At 51.5% G+C, this 13,865-nt stretch carries 13 protein-coding genes; all 13 read right to left on the reverse strand.

Annotated elements, in window-relative coordinates:
* Positions 1 to 29 precede the first annotated feature (29 nt).
* Complete coding sequence (locus ACFFGT_RS10100; protein ID WP_377022402.1) at positions 30 to 581, reverse strand: WcaF family extracellular polysaccharide biosynthesis acetyltransferase; 552 nt, start codon at positions 579 to 581, stop codon at positions 30 to 32.
* Positions 568 to 1,989: an exosortase Y gene (gene xrtY / locus ACFFGT_RS10105; protein WP_377022403.1), complete on the reverse strand. Its 1,422-nt coding sequence runs from the start codon at positions 1,987 to 1,989 to the stop codon at positions 568 to 570. The genes ACFFGT_RS10100 and xrtY overlap by 14 nt, the downstream gene beginning before the upstream one ends.
* Positions 1,990 to 2,107: 118 nt before the next feature.
* Positions 2,108 to 3,517, reverse strand: a complete 1,410-nt coding sequence (locus ACFFGT_RS10110; RefSeq protein ID WP_377022404.1) for an exosortase Y-associated Wzy-like protein — start codon at positions 3,515 to 3,517, stop codon at positions 2,108 to 2,110.
* Complete coding sequence (locus ACFFGT_RS10115) at positions 3,518 to 4,363, reverse strand: FkbM family methyltransferase (protein WP_377022405.1); 846 nt, start codon at positions 4,361 to 4,363, stop codon at positions 3,518 to 3,520.
* A complete protein-coding gene (locus ACFFGT_RS10120) occupies positions 4,341 to 5,504 on the reverse strand; it encodes a glycosyltransferase family 4 protein (protein ID WP_377022406.1) in 1,164 nt (387 codons plus the stop codon). The genes ACFFGT_RS10115 and ACFFGT_RS10120 overlap by 23 nt, the downstream gene beginning before the upstream one ends.
* Positions 5,505 to 5,509: 5 nt before the next feature.
* Positions 5,510 to 6,787, reverse strand: coding sequence for a glycosyltransferase (locus ACFFGT_RS10125; RefSeq protein ID WP_377022407.1), 1,278 nt, complete (start codon positions 6,785 to 6,787; stop codon positions 5,510 to 5,512).
* 3 nt (positions 6,788 to 6,790) lie between these two features.
* Complete coding sequence (locus ACFFGT_RS10130; protein WP_377022408.1) at positions 6,791 to 8,008, reverse strand: glycosyltransferase family protein; 1,218 nt, start codon at positions 8,006 to 8,008, stop codon at positions 6,791 to 6,793.
* Complete coding sequence (locus ACFFGT_RS10135; RefSeq protein ID WP_377022409.1) at positions 8,005 to 9,033, reverse strand: glycosyltransferase family 4 protein; 1,029 nt, start codon at positions 9,031 to 9,033, stop codon at positions 8,005 to 8,007. The genes ACFFGT_RS10130 and ACFFGT_RS10135 overlap by 4 nt, the downstream gene beginning before the upstream one ends.
* Positions 9,030 to 10,031 carry a glycosyltransferase gene (locus ACFFGT_RS10140; protein ID WP_377022410.1) on the reverse strand — a complete coding sequence of 334 codons (1,002 nt, stop codon included), beginning with the start codon at positions 10,029 to 10,031 and terminating at the stop codon, positions 9,030 to 9,032. The genes ACFFGT_RS10135 and ACFFGT_RS10140 overlap by 4 nt, the downstream gene beginning before the upstream one ends.
* A gap of 2 nt (positions 10,032 to 10,033) precedes the next feature.
* Positions 10,034 to 10,984: a glycosyltransferase family 2 protein gene (locus ACFFGT_RS10145; protein ID WP_377022411.1), complete on the reverse strand. Its 951-nt coding sequence runs from the start codon at positions 10,982 to 10,984 to the stop codon at positions 10,034 to 10,036.
* Complete coding sequence (locus tag ACFFGT_RS10150; RefSeq protein WP_377022412.1) at positions 10,977 to 11,903, reverse strand: hypothetical protein; 927 nt, start codon at positions 11,901 to 11,903, stop codon at positions 10,977 to 10,979. Before ACFFGT_RS10150 ends, ACFFGT_RS10145 begins: the two co-directional genes overlap by 8 nt.
* Positions 11,900 to 12,925 (reverse strand): acyltransferase family protein, encoded by a 1,026-nt coding sequence (locus tag ACFFGT_RS10155; protein ID WP_377022413.1) that lies wholly within the window; start codon positions 12,923 to 12,925, stop codon positions 11,900 to 11,902. The genes ACFFGT_RS10150 and ACFFGT_RS10155 overlap by 4 nt, the downstream gene beginning before the upstream one ends.
* Entirely contained in the window at positions 12,925 to 13,857 is a 933-nt protein-coding gene (locus ACFFGT_RS10160) for a glycosyltransferase (RefSeq protein WP_377022414.1), read from the reverse strand. The genes ACFFGT_RS10155 and ACFFGT_RS10160 overlap by 1 nt, the downstream gene beginning before the upstream one ends.
* Between the last annotated feature and the right edge of the window lie 8 nt (positions 13,858 to 13,865).

Below are 13,865 nucleotides of genomic sequence, written 5' to 3' on the forward strand. Positions count from 1 at the left end.
TTTTATTTTAAGCAGATGATGTATAAGTTTTAACTGATTTCCCGTTCGCGGACCTTTACCGCCGGGTTACCCTGGTAAACGCTGTACGCTTCCATGTTTTTTGTGGCAATGGAACCGCTGGTCAGTACTGCGTGCGATGCCGCTTTTACACCCGGATTTACCATAGCCCCGGCGCAGATCCACACCCCGTCTTCCAAAATTATACCTTTGGTTATCAAATCAAAGGATGTTTTTTTGTAATTGTGGCTGCCGGTTAGCAGCACGGCCCCCTGCGACAGGCATACGTGTGCGCCGATATGGATAAGCACCAGACTATCTATCCATACATTTTCGCCTATCCAGCATTCATCGCCTATGTGCAGGTTCCAGGGGTATTTGATATTTACACAAGGCTTAATAGTTACGTTTTTACCTATCCCGGCACCAAACAGCTTCAGAAAAAACACCTTAAACGCGCTTGATGGTATAATGCCCGTTTTAAAAAATACCGCATTAAAATAGTACCACAAAACACGTTTTAAAACGTTGCCGCCGGGATTATAAGGATGATTGTTATAGGTTGAAAGATCAGTTCTGGACATTGGCGCCGGTGAGCTTATCATTACGTTTAACCCAAATATACAGGCTAAGCGCTATAATGATATAAAGTATAATATTAAAAATGGTATGATGGTCAATGATCCGGCTGGCTTTTTTCGACCAGAAGATGGCCAGCAAAACAAAACGTGCCACGTTTAGAAGTTCAATAACAACGATGCCCGAAAACAGGAAAATAAGTTTTGACCGCAAGGGGGACGGATAGGCCAGCACAAAGGCCGAAAAAAAGCTGATCAATCCCAGACCCAGGCAACTGTATACAAGTGCAAGCGTTCCTTTGCCTGCAACCAGCAATTCGTAATTATTATCGATAGCAGCATAGCCGAGCCACTTCAGGATCATTACACTGCAATCCAGCAAAGCTTGCCTTAATGCGGCTATATAATTCAGATGCTGGGCTAAAAAAGGGCTATAATTCCCCCCGGGATTGGTAATGCCAAAATAGAAACTATTAAAGTAATAGAAGAAGATGAAAAACAGGAAAAAAAATAGGGTAAACCGTACTGGCGAAGTATGGACGGCGGGCGCTTTGGGTTTGTTGTTTTGCATTTTTATCATTTCATCAATTTTTATATCAACAATTAACCTGAACCAAAAGCCCTGTAAAAAATGAAATATGATACCTGTGCGCCCTTCCAGTATCCCCAGCCTGAAAATCATACGGTAGCTGAAATAGAGTATCGGCCGGGTGTAACGGGGGAGTCCGTACCATAGCCGTTTGAGCCATGCGGTACGTTCGTCAGGCGATCCGAAAAGGGAGGGTTTCAGGGTCTGCCTGCGCAAGCGGGACATCCGCTCCACTTCTTCCTGGGCCAGCAGGTCGCTATAGCGGTTATGCTTGGCTATCCAAAAGCTGATATTGTTCTCTTTTAAATTTTCTTCCAGGATATGTTCGTCTTTCCAGATCTGTGTTTTACCTGGCACGATGAACCGGTGGTCCATGTTCTCGTTAAGGTCGGAGTAACCTGATCCGTAGCGGAACATTTTCAGGAGATAGAAGGGGGCATAACCGCCATACCTGATCCAGCGGCCTTTGAAGTAGTTTTTACGGTTAAAATAAATACCATTGACGCCTTTGTATTGCTGTTCATCAAAATTTCGCAGCTTTTCCTTTAGCGCAGCGGTCAGGACCTGGTCGGCATCGAGGCAAATAACCCAGGGGGTTTTGACGTCAAAATTTTTGAGGGCAAAATCCCATTGCCTGGGATGGTTTTCAAAGGGGTGCTGCAGTACTTCTGCTCCGGCATTTTGCGCGATAATGACCGTATCGTCTTCACTGCCTGAATCCAGGACAAAAACCGGTGCGTTAAGCCCGGCCAGGGAATCCAGCAGGCGGGGCAGGTGCAGGGATTCATTGTAGGTCAGTATAATAAATGAATAGGGCGTCTCCAATGTTGTGTAACGATATGACCGTATAAAGCTATGTGTTTTTTATCAAACCCTCGTCTGCGGGGTGGTACGGGATTCCCGGGCTGCATGAATAGCCGCCGCGGGAAATTGGGAGGAGCCGTTATCGTTCTTTTAAGACATGCGTTGCGACCAGGATTTTATGAATAGCCAGCATGGTCATATAACTCCAGAACACCGAGTTGATCAGGAATTCGAAACTGAGGCCTCTCCAAAGGATCTGGAAGAGACCGCTGAATATCAGCGCTGTGCCCAGAATATAGCCACCGAACAATTGTTCTGCCTTTGCTGAGATCAGCTGCGCTACCGCTCCGTAGATAAACATGGAGAGGAAAATGCCCCAGGCCCCGCCGCTGAGGTAAGCGTCAACAATGAAGGCCGGTTTGGCGGACACATTGGATGCCCTGTTGACCACCCCTGCATCATATACACGCTCCATGACAAGGTCTTCGGTTATCGGCTTGGAAGGCCAGCATATGCGGGGAACGAGCACTATAGCAGATTGTTTGACCAGTGAAAGCCCGTAGAAGTCCACATTTTTGGGTGTTGACTGGACGAATTTGATAAACATATCTATTTCGCTTAGCCTGTAGATCAGGAAACCCCAGTTGGAATCGTCCTCTTCCCCGTTCGTACTGTTCAGTGCCGCATCCAAAGCAAGTTGTGTGGCTTCCTCGGTATTGGCGTCGCCGCCCCAGGCGTTCTGCCTGAAAATGCGGTTATAGGTCGGAAGGAACATGAACAAAATCAGCAAAGCGGGGATGAAAATGGCCGCGACCAGCTTTTTGTAGCTTGGATAAAGAAAAATGCCCAGTACCAGTACGCTGATAATGATAGGCTCCTTAAAACCGGATATCAGCGCTTGGTAAAAGTTGAAAAAGTAGAAACAGAGACAGATCAGCGTGTTGCCTGTTTTTTTCAGGGGGATGGCAAAAGCAAGGGCCAGTGTTCCGGCGATGAAGCTCAGGGAGTTCAGCTGATAATAAAACTGGGACAGGCCCGGAACCTTCAGAAATAAAACGGATACAGGAAAGCTGATCACTGCAAAGCCCATCAGCAGGTTGGCCAGCTTTTGTTTTTCGATATAATACGCCGATTTGACGGGGTAATTCATAAAGATCAGGATACCACTTACAAATGCGGCGTGGCTCAGGCAATAATACCGCTGGCACTGCGCGATATATTCCAGTGTGCCCCGGTTGACCAGCACATAATTTTGTCTGACAAAATTCTGGTAGCCCAAAGCGTTCATAAAGTAAAATATGGAGGTACATGCCATGTAACCCGCGAAGATGATATGCACCAGGAAAATGGGGCGCATGAGCTGCTCTGCAACGCTGCGGTCGCCGGGCAGTGGCTTTACCCAGCCGCTTAAGGTTAAAAAAAAGATCAGGAACGAACCTGTCCAGGCGATCATATAGGATAAAGAGGTATCGTTTTTAAACAAAAGCGCCAGCAGCCAGGGCAGGTAGAGCACGATCAGTCTTTCATAGGAAACATTTTTTTGATACATCTATTCAGGTATGGCTAACAGGTTTTCGCTGGCTATCAGGGCCGGATCTCTGATGAGTTCACAGCCTGCCGCATATATTTGGTAGGTCCGGTATCCACAATGATGCAGCATCGCAAGACAATCGGTAATGGACTGCCCGGTTCGGGTCCAGTAGGCCGCGTCGTATTCAAATATGATCCGCGGCCTGTGCCGCATAATGGTATTTTTTAATCCCCGCAGGACATGGTATTCAAATCCCTCTACGTCGACCTTGATCAGGTCAAGCCGTTCCAGGCCGGCAATTTCTGCGACCTGGTCCCCGATCCTGACCGTCAGCTCCTGCTGTGTCTGCCCGGTACCGGTATCGTTTAAGCTAAATGTTCCCTGGTTCCAGTTGTGCTCGTTAATACGGATGCTCCGGGTTTCCTCTTTATCTGATAATGCGATGGGGAAAAGACTGACATTGGTACAATGGTTTAAAGCCAGGTTTTTTTTAAACTTTTCCTGAAGGTAGCCGAGCGGCTCAAATGCATATACCTTTCCGCCGGTCCCGACCCGGTTGGCCATGCGGATACTTTGAATACCGATATTCGCACCGATGTCCAATGCCGTAAAACCGGGTTTAAGGGAAAGGTTGATGAGCGTTCTTATTTCAGTTTCATATACGCCGCTGACCAGTACCATATGTTCGATATAGTTATCTGAAGTGGTATAAACCGCCAGGTCTTCCTGGTTAAGCCAGGTGATGCCATCAATCAGGGCTGTCTGCGTTGCGGCGGAAGTTTTCAGCCAGCGGCTGAGCCTTTCCCGGCCGGGAAGCTGCCAGTTACGTAAAAAGCTTAATTTAATCCGGTCTGTTCTTTTCATCCAGCAGTTGATCTGTAAAGGTTTTGGCCATTATCGAAAAACTCCAGTTTTCGATAAGGGCTTTTGATGCCCGGCCCAGCCCGGCCAGGTGTACTTTGCTCGCCGTCAGCGTTTTTAAGGCCGTTATCAGGTCGTTTATATCTTCGTTTTTAAAACACAGGCCATTCTCAGGCTTCACAAGGTCGGCAGCGCAACCGCATTTGTCAGAAACCAGTACGGCTTTTCCTGCAGCCATGGCTTCGTTAACCGCCAGCCCCCAGGTCTCACCCGGCCCTGCGGATGGCAGGCAGAAGAGGTCGCAGGCCTGGTAGACAGCGGGCATGGCCGACTGGTTTTGGAATTCCAGGAAATGTACGTTTCTTTTTCCGGCGGCACGGGTTTTTAATCTTGTCTCTAAGCCTCCGTTACCGACAAACAGCAGGTGTGCCTCCGGCGTATTCAAAGTTAAAAATGCATCCAATAATAATTGCGGGGATTTTTTTTGCTCAAATTTTCCGGCAAACAGTATCAAAAGCGCGCTCGGCCCGATGCCGAGGTTCCTGCGGATCAGGGCGGCTTTTTCCGTTTGGGGCGCCCCGAACCTTTCATTATCAACTGCGTGCGGGGCGAAACTCAGTTGCTTTTCTTTCAGGCCATACTTTTTAAAATAGGCTTTGTTATTACTGCCGACGCAGAATGCGTGATCAATGTGGCGATAAACCCATTTAAGGAAAATAGTACGCATCAATTGTTTGATGCCTTTTTCCTTATCCAGGAGGGTCGAGTCCCCCCGGAAAAATACCGGGATCCTGTTTTTAAAATGCCGGATCACTTTTAAATGACCGGCATAGGCCCATCCATACACCAGCAGGGCATCTGCAGCATAATTACGGATATCCTGGATGAGTCCCGGGGTAATAATCCCCTTAAAATGGTGTGAGCCCGGGGCAGGAGAGGTGTTCAGTGCCCACTGGTAGGGATAGCCCTCCAGCAGGGGGATATCCCAGCTGACAGCTTTTCCAAAGCCGGGGTCGAACTTTTCCTTCGCTTTTTCGCCCCAGGTATAAAATACTTTTATTTCTAAGCCCTGCTGCTCCTGCAGCAGCTTAAAAACGGGGGCGTAATATTGAATGGGATGGGTCGTTATTATGGCCAGGCGCATAATGGTCAGATTTCTTGGAGTACTTTGTCAAAAAGGCTGCACTGCCGTGCGGTCATCTGTTGTGCAGAATATTTGGCTATCGCCTGCGGCTCATACTGCGGGCTCCGCTTACTGTCATCGCGGAGCCCGCTCAGGAACGCGTCGATTTGCTGCGCCTCTACCGATTCGTAGTCATACACATGCACCGCGCCATATTCCTTTAAAATGCGGATAGCGGAGCTCGCCGGGTTAAAAATACCCAGCAAAGGTTTAGCGGCCAGTGTGTAGGGGAAGATCTTTGAGGCTGTATACCGGGGATCGTCAGAGCCGGCGATAAATAGTGCGTCGGCCCGTTGCAGCGTCGCCAGCGAATGGTAAAAGCCGATCCGGTCAGTCAGTTCGGTCACCTGCTCCGCTATCCCGAATTGGCGGGCGAGCGGCAATATAGATGGCGAGCCCTGGCCTGCCGGCGCATAGCTGGTCCCTATAAAATAGCACCTGAACGGCTTGAGGCGGGGGAGGTTTCCGCTGCCGGCCCCGATGGCCCGGAACAGGGGGGCAATGGCTTTGTGCAGGTCCGCCCCGCCCCGCCCGATATAAACGATATTGGTGCAGGAGGGATCCAGGATGTTGCTGAAACCTGCGTTGTGTGCAGCAGCAATCTGCATATCGGGGTCGAACGCGCCGAATGTTATGGTGGCTGAAGGTACATCCCGGATGGAAGGGTACCGGGCCTTGAGGTCTTCGATATAATTGTCGGACACGCTGATCAGCCCGTCGGCATGCCGGATGGCCGGCCGCTCAAGGTATTTGTTCAGCCGGTAGGAAAACCAGTATTTAGGGGGCCGCTGGTCCCTGGGTTTATCACGATAATACCCGGAATGCCAGGGGTCCTGCATATCCACCACATAAGGGACACCGAACTTTTTTTTCCAGTAAGCGCCGAGGATACATACCGGGAACTGCGTCGTTGAAAAATAGATCAGGTCGTATTTTTTTTTAATTAATAAGCTGTTCACCAGTTGCCTGTAGAACCATAGTGACCGCAGCGCTATGCTCCCGAGGCCGAAGCGGGAGGTGAAGCTTTTGGGGAAGGCTTTAACGGTATGGACCCTGATTTCCGGCGGTACACTTTCCGACAGGAGGGCATCAGTCCCCATATCTGTATAAAGCGGGTCCACGGCGACCACTTCGGCATCCCAGCCGAAGGCCCGGAAATAAGGCAGGCTCATCCTGACACGCTGCATATCGGCTGCATTAACAGGAGGGAAATAGGGCGAAATAATAAGAACATTCCGGTTCACAGTTTAAATGGTTTCGATCAATTTTAAAAAATGCCTGCTTTCTGACTCCCAGTTTAATTCAGTTTGTCCCAGGCGGTAGTTTGATGAACGCGTCCGGTGCAGGAGTTCGGGTGAAATTAAATAAGCATCGATGCAGGCGCGCAGCGAGCCTTCGTCACCGGTACGGTATAATTTACCGCTGTCCGGGTATTGCTGCAAAAAGAGTTTCTGCGCCTGCGTATCGCTGGCGATCATGGCCAGTCCGCACTGGATGTAGGTGAATACCTTGTTGGTAAGGCAAATATCCCGGTTCAGCGGGACGCCTGTTTCTGTCGCCATACCGATGTCGAACTGCGCGGCAAAGCTGAACAGCTTTCCGGCCGGGACCGGGTCATGAAAATATAATTGCCCATCCATGAGGCCAGTCTGACCGGCCAGGGATAACAGGGCTTCTTTGTCCCGGGCTGAGCAGTTGCCCAGCAGGTGCAATTCTACCCTGCCGGGGCTGCCTGCCATTGCTTTAACAATGGTTTCAATTCCTCTTTCGGGGCCGACCGTCTGTGAAAACCAGAAAAGCTTCAGCGGGCCGCCCTGTTCAACATGTTGCCTGATACCGAATGGTGTTTTTGGAAAAACGTTGTTGATCACCAGGGGGGCGAGGTAATTGTAGCGGGCTGCATAGTATTCCGCTATCAGGGGACTCGCAGCCGTGAAATAGCTGGTCCGGGGGAAATACTGTTCTTCAATGTATTTGTTAAGCCGGTACATGGCATCAGTGCCGGACAGGTATTGTCCTGTATGCATGTCCTCTGCGTCGTAGCCTACAGGTACCCCCTGTTTCCGGGCCGCTTTGACCGCTGCGGGCAAGGCACCGAGGTTATGGGCGATATACAGATCTGTTTGGATACTTTTGGCAAGAGACAACGCTTCTGTGTGGGTACGGCTGATCGCATTTTCAGCCGCCCCTTTGTATTTTAAATATTTGAAAAGCAGCAGCGATAATTTTTGCCGCAGCCGGCTCCTGACATAGGCCATTTTCCCCTTCAGCGGATCCCCGCCGCAATAAACATATACACCAGGATATTTTGAGGTGATCTCTTCATCGTATTGCAGGGCCCATGACTGGTAAAAACAGCAGATTACCTTTACGCGGTAACCCTGGCTGATCAGCGTTTCTGCTTCTTTGACCAGGCGCGGGTTGGTTGTCGGCTGCCCGGTGGTGATCAGGGTGATGTTTTTCAATGCCGGTTCGCTGCCTCCAGATAAAGTTGTTCGTATTGACCTGCCAATACCGCAGCGCTGAATTTGTTTTCAGCGACCTCCCTGCAGGAATGCCGGCTAAGCTTTGAAAGCTGCCTGACCGCCGCGGCCATCTCGTATTCTTCCCGGCAAATAAAGCCATTATAGCCGTGGGTGACCACTTCCGGCACCGCCCCCCTGTTAAAGCCGACGACCGGCGTACCACAGGCCAGGGCTTCGGCCATGACGATCCCAAAGGGTTCATCCCAGGTGACGGGCATCAATAAGGCGGCCGAATTGCGCAGCAGCTCGTTTTTTTGTAGGTTATCAACCGGACCGACGTAGCTGATCTGGTCACCATCGATAAAAGGTCTGACCTCTTTTTCGAAGTATTGCTGATGGTGCGGCTCCGCAGGGATATTCCCGGCAATGACGAGCCTTCGCCCTGCAGCCCTGGCCACCCGTATGGCTATCGCCGTCCCTTTTTCCTGCTGGATCCTTCCCAGGAAGGCCAACGGGGCATCGGCGGGCAGGCCGGTATTGAAATGATAGTCGCTGAGGTCCACACCGTTATAAATGGTGGTCACCTTTGCCGACCCTGCAATTTGCCGTGATATATAATCGCTGCAGCCGGTGAAGCGGAGCGTTTCGGGATAAGCGATCTTCATGGCTTTTTTTACCTGGGAAACAGTAGGCGGAAGCTGGTAAGATACGATCTTGGGGATCCTTGCCGGCATTAGCAGGGCAATATTACTCATCCGGCCGAAGGTATGGACGATGTCAAAACCCTGAAAGGCGATCCTGGAGGTCAGGAGATTGATCTTCAGGAAATCCCCGATGCCGTAAACTTCAGATTCCCGGTAGCCGATCAGGCGGCAGCCCGGGTCAGAAGCCCCGCTGGCATAAAGGCTGACATCGTGGCCATTTTTCATCAGCTCCCGGATCAGCATATAAACGATGCGCTCGATGCCGCCATATTGTCTGGGCGGGACCGGGATCAGCGGATTAACGATAAGGGCTATTTTCAATTTGTGTTCTGGTCATCCGGGTCAGCATATCGCGCCCGCGTGTTTGTTAATAAATAATGATAGGTATCCCGGTTGGAATCCAGGTATTTTCTGACAAAGCTCAGCCTGAATATATTCCGGAGCAGCCATTTGCCGGTGGCCAGCCAGTCTGCAGGTGTAAATTGCCGGTATAGTTCCGGTTGTTTGATCAGGAACAGGTTCGCTAAAAAGAAGCTGGCCACCGGACTGGGTTTTTGCCCGCGGTAATAGGCGAGACATTTTTTAAAGGCCTGCTGCCTGTCCCCGGCTGTCATGATAAAACTGGCCAGCAGCAGGAGCTGTGCGGAGGTCCATACCAGTGCGTCCCCCGAGCGGCTCGTATGCCGCGTCCTCGAAAAATTCGCAAGCGCCCTGGCATGAAAATAAATGGGAAAGGCCATCGCGCGTTCCCGCACGCCTTCAATGATACTGAGTTCGCAGCTGTCGGGAATAACACACTTCGCCGCATCTTTTCCGCGCAACAGCATGGCCCCGTTGGAATGGAGCCCGCCCATGGCCTGTTTGATATGCAGCCTGGTGAAGACGAGGTCTTCCGGCTGGTCCGGCCATACTGTGCTGTGGGTATTCTCCCAGCCGTTATTCTCCAGTTCCGTCCAGACATTCATATTGCACCAGGCCATGCTCAGGTGGGGATGCCGGTCCATGAGCCGGACCATCTCCCGCAAAAAATCCGGTTCCCACCAGTTATCGTCTTCCAGGATGCTGATATAGCGTTCCCGGATATTTTGGTAGGCGAGGTTGAAGCTGGCCGTTCCGCCCAGGTTCAGCGGGTGGTCTTTAACGATAAACCGTTCATCATTCAGGGAGCGGACATAATTGCCGGGAAAGTCATCGCCCGGACAATCATTGTGGACTTCGCAGACCCAGTCCTTTAAGCTCTGGGAGAGCAGGCTGTTCACCGCTCTTGGCAATAAATGGTGCCTTTTATAAGTAAAAAGATATACTCTGCAGGTTGCCATGCTTACCGGTTGTTTAAAAAGTTTTTGATCCTCCTGGTCATTTTCCAGCCCAGTAGCCGGGCCATGATTTGCGTATAGCCGCCTGCGGGGAAGGGAAGGGAGGAACCGCCGAGCTGCTTTACCTTTATAACGGCCTGTTCGACGAGTACCGGCTGCCGGGGGTAAAAGCTGTATATAAACCGCTGAAAACAGTCTGCTGCGATTTTTTTCACCTCCGGGCTGCTGCTGAATTCCAGCAGATAGCCGGTACCCAGGTCGATCGAGCGATAAGCCGACTCCGCCGCTGCGGCTGAAGTCGCGGCAGAGAGCGAACCCTGCAGCCCGCTCCGGTAATAAAGCATGGTGCCTCCTGCATATTTAAGTTCCCGCGCCCTGAGCAGTATGCGGATAAAAAACTCAAAATCATTGATCAGTGAAAGCCGCTCGTCCCATAGTCCTGACCGGAGCAGGATATTTCTTGGGATCAGCCACAGCGCACATTGCAGCATCACTTCCTTTTCGGTCATGGATGCCTGCAGCCAGTCGAATGGCCGCATATCCCCGGTCACCAGTGATGGATCAGGCCTGGCCTCATTGACCGCATCATCATAAAACCGGCCCCATGCGGAGTAGGCAATGGCATCCGTTGTGTTCCGCAGCGCCTTTTCCTGGGCTTCCAGGTAGTTTGCGGAAAGGAGATCATCGGCATCCATGAATTTGATCAGGTTTCCCTTTGACAGATGGAAGGCCTCGTTACAGGCCGCACATTGGCCCAGGTTCTCCTGGCGTCGGATAATTATCCTTTCGTCAGCCAGGGAGGACAGCTTTTGCGCAGTATCGTCGGTGGAACCATCATCGATGATGATCAGCTCCCAGTGCTCATACGTTTGGCCGATAACTGAATAGACGGTCTGCAGGATATGTGCACCCGCATTAAAGGCGGGCATGCAGATCGAGATAAGTGGCTTATCCATTGCTGAACTGCCTCCATGCGCTATTGTAATACCCTTTTTTGGATAAATCCACGTAATGGTGTAAAACGCCGCTCCCCGCGGAAACGAGCTGACTGCCGGGGTTAACGATATATTTTTCTGCCGGCAGCACTGCCGCGGTGCTGCCGGCGGTCAGCATCGCCGAAAGCGCCTGCTCCAGGTAATAGGTGCTGCCTTCTTTTTCTTCGAGCACCCTGATCCAGTGCTCCAGTTTTTCCCAATTGATGGAACTGCCCTGCAGGCCGATGGCGCCTACATTCAACAAAGAAGGGATGCGGGCACCGGCCAGTTTTTCCATCAGGATGGTTGAATAACCATAAGATTCTGTACAATCTGTCATATACAAAGGTGCTGAAGGCTCGCGGAGCCAGTTGGTCAGCTCCACAGGATCATCAAAGAACAACATATCGGAATCCAATACCAGTTTCCAGTCCGCTCCCGGCAGGGTATGGATGTCGGTCAGCTTTTTAATATGGGGGTAAACCATACGCTTATGTCTTAAGACCGGGTAATTCGCAGCAGGAAGGAGCAGATCAAGCCGCTGTTCAATATCGGCCTGTAGAAAAATGGCGGCCCCCGGCAGCTGTTTTTCGATCTGCCTGATCATGTGCTCATCGAAGGTGCCGTCGTCGACCAGGATGAACCTGAATTGATCCCCGCTGAAACGGTGCAGTGAGCTGATGCAGAACAAGGTCTGGTACAGATATTTTTTCCCGGTTAAAAAATGGACCGGCAGGCCGGCAGGCCGGGAGATGACCGCCGGAAGGCGGCCCGACGCTTTTTCCATTGACCGCCGGTTGGCCATCATCTGCCCGTAGCTGAGCAGGCCGCCGAAGCGGGCGCGTCTTTTCAGCTCAGACATGGGGTGACGGTACAGGATATCGATGAACTGCTGGATCATATTGCTGTTTTGCCTTTATGGCCCCTGAAGTATTGCTGTGAAAATTTCCTGCCATAATGTATGGCCGGCTGTTCGATCCTCCGGTACATCTGCCGGGCGATGATGCTGACAACCAGGTAGACGGACAGGTCGTAGATCAGGTTCCATACCGGCTGCCGCTTAACCGCCTCACTTTCGGTCAGTCCCAGGACGAATACCCCGATCGGAACATGGATCAGGTACACGGAATAGGAATACAGGCCCAGCGCTGAGCAAATATTCCGGGGAATCTTTATGTAATTGCTGCCCAGCACCAGGCCCGTCGCTGCTATGGTGACGAGCTTGTAATCGTTTTGGTAAACGGAACTGTTAAGCAGGCCGTATAAATTGATCAGCAGCAAAGATGCAAAGCCGAAACCGGAAATCCGGTCTGTGATCCTGAAAAAATAAAAGACGGATAGACCCAGGCCCAATGCCGGCCACTGGTCAAGGAAGAACAGCAGCCCTTCATGCTGGACCGGTAAAAACGCCGCTAATAGAGAGGTCCCTGTAAGGCTATAGATGACCTTATCCTTCCCGGCAAGGAGTGCCAGCGCTACGGTTACGTAGAACAGCAGTTCGCAGGTCAGCGACCAATAGACCCAGTTACTGGTTTCGACAGCGGTCAGCGGTGCCGTAGCCAGCGTCATGTTCGCCAGGATGGCGGCGGCATTCCTTGGCAGGTTATGGACGGCGTTTGCTCCCAGATAAAGTTTTTGAACGCAGGCAGCAAGAAGAACGACAAGGAGGCTGGCCCAATAGGGGGGATAGATCCTGAAAAACCGCCTGCTCAGAAAATCCATGCTGTTTGCTGCCTGGAAGGCAGAAAGCATGATACAGTAACCGCTGATCACAAAAAATACAGGTACGCCCAGCCAGCCGTACTTCACGGTGTTCCGGTACCAGTTGTTCGCCGGTTCGATGGCCTGGTTCAGGTGAAACAGGACAACCATCAATGCAGCGAGGAACCTGAACAGGTCTATAGCATAATTATGTTTCTTCATCAGTTAATAGCGGCCTGGCCTTCGAACAGGCCGCAGGCGGCCTGCCACTTAATATATTGAGCCGGGCTTTTCCACGCACGGCAGCTGAACCAGGACCTGGCCTTTCTGAAAGGCAGGGTCCATTTCGGTATTTTTTTCCAGGGACTGATCTGATGGCTTGCCAGCACCTGAACCCAGGATTTATTGGTATTGTTCAGGAGTTTCGCAACATAGCCCGGCTGCATTCGCGCGGCGGGGATGATATGTTTCAGGCTCAGCGCGGGGTAATAGCCGGTCCGCCAGCCTGATCTTAAGATCTCCAGTACGATATCGTTGTCGCCGCCCGAGGCCAGTGAGCTGCCGCTCCGGTCGGCAATGACCTGTTTAACGCCGCCGGTCTTTTCCAGGTAAGACCGCAGCGCCGTTTTCCGGATCGCCATGCCGGCACCGATAGGGGCCGCGGCGGGGTAAACTTCTTCCCATTTGCTGGTCAGTATTTCGTCACCGGGGTCGCGCAGTGCAAGACTGCCGTAGAATTCTTTCAGCCAGGCAGGGGGCGGCGTTTCGAAAATCGGTACCGATTTACCGCCTGCGGCACCTAAGGTGCTGTCCGCACTGAAAATGACAGCCACGTTGTCAAGATACCCTGGATCCAGCAGGTTGTCGTCATCGACCATGACAACAATCCTTCCTTTGGCCGCTTTGAAGCCGGCCAGGCGGCTGTAGGTAAGCCCTTGTTTTTGTTCCCTGATCACGACCGCCATGCCATGCCATGAAAGATCTATATTTTGCAGCACACCGTTGGTTGAATTGTTGTCAACGATGATCAGTTCCCAGTTGAAACAGGGATAGGTCTGCGCCCGGAGTGCCTGCAGCACCGCATTGATGTTCCCGGCGTCCGGGTTGTAGCTCGGGATAATAACAGAGATCTCGGTCATGTTTCCTTTTGCCATTACCGCAG

This window comes from Mucilaginibacter angelicae, from assembly GCF_042434235.1.
Taxonomy (GTDB): Bacteria; Bacteroidota; Bacteroidia; order Sphingobacteriales; family Sphingobacteriaceae; genus Mucilaginibacter; species Mucilaginibacter angelicae.